The 1,009-nt window shown below is 67.3% G+C and carries 1 protein-coding gene; it reads right to left on the bottom strand.

Features of this window, described 5'->3' with window-relative positions; all coding sequences use genetic code 11:
* Positions 1-52: 52 nt before the first annotated feature.
* Positions 53-1,009 (bottom strand): HNH endonuclease signature motif containing protein (locus B0293_RS42140; protein WP_039920192.1); only part of this gene is annotated, 957 nt, incomplete at its 5' end.

Genomic DNA, 1,009 nt, shown 5'->3' with positions numbered 1-1,009 from the left:
GTGGGTATGTCGAGGGGCCCGTCGCCGGTGGTGGTGGCGGGCTTCTCGGGGTTCAGCGATGGTTGCGACGTGGCTTCTGTAACGGGTCCAGGTATTGCGGCGGAATGAACTCCGGCCGCCCGTCTGAGCCCATGCGGACTGTCCAGCCGGATTGTCCGTGGATGACCATGTGGTGGTAGCGGCATACGAGGCACAGGTTGTTCAGGTCGGTGTCGCCGAGGTGACCCCACGGAAGAATGTGGTGGGCTTCGCAGTGCTTGGGCCGCCTATGGCAGCCGGGGAAGGCGCAGCCGTGGTCGCGGAGGTTGAGGGCTCGTCGTTGGGCGGGGGTGACGGTGCGGGCGGCGCGGCCGATATCAAGCGGCTCACTCTCCGACCCCAGTGCCGCGGGAATGATCTTGGCGTCGCAGGCCAGCAGGCGGGCATGGCGTGCGGTGATCTGAGTGACCTCGTCCACACACGCCATCCCCAGTCCTGACGTCAGGGTGTCCAGCGGGATGGTGACCACAATGGTGGTGCGGTCTCCGGACAAGGTGGGGGCTTTGTCGTTGGTCATGGCGTAGTGGATCGCGTCGAAGAGTGCGTCCCCGTGGCGCTCGCCGGGGGTGCGGGGGTCGCGGTTACCGTCCTCGTCGACGGGTCTTCGTTGTCCCCACGTCTCGAACAACGCGTTCGCTCTCGCACCGAACTCCGGATCCAGCAAACCGTTGAGCCGCCACCAGCCGTCATCACGTTTCCGCAGATGCACCTCGCGGGACGGTGGCTTGAGGTCTTCGTCCTTCGGCTCGTTCCCGTCGGGATCGAGGTGGGCCAGGAGCTCAGCGCCGCCGTTGGCGATCTGCTGCGGGCCGGCGTGGCGAGCGAGGTTGACCAGGATCTGTTCCGCGCCGGACCGGTCTTCCGCGGGCACGTCGGCGGGGATTTTCTTCAGCACCGCGAGGAGAGGGTCGAGTTGCTGGTGGCCGAGGTCGCCCTCAGCCGCGGCAGCCCCCGCGATCGGCGCGAAAGC

It is taken from the genome of Amycolatopsis azurea DSM 43854 (assembly GCF_001995215.1).
GTDB lineage: Bacteria > Actinomycetota > Actinomycetes > Mycobacteriales > Pseudonocardiaceae > Amycolatopsis > Amycolatopsis azurea.
This window is presented reverse-complemented; position numbering and strand designations above follow the sequence as displayed.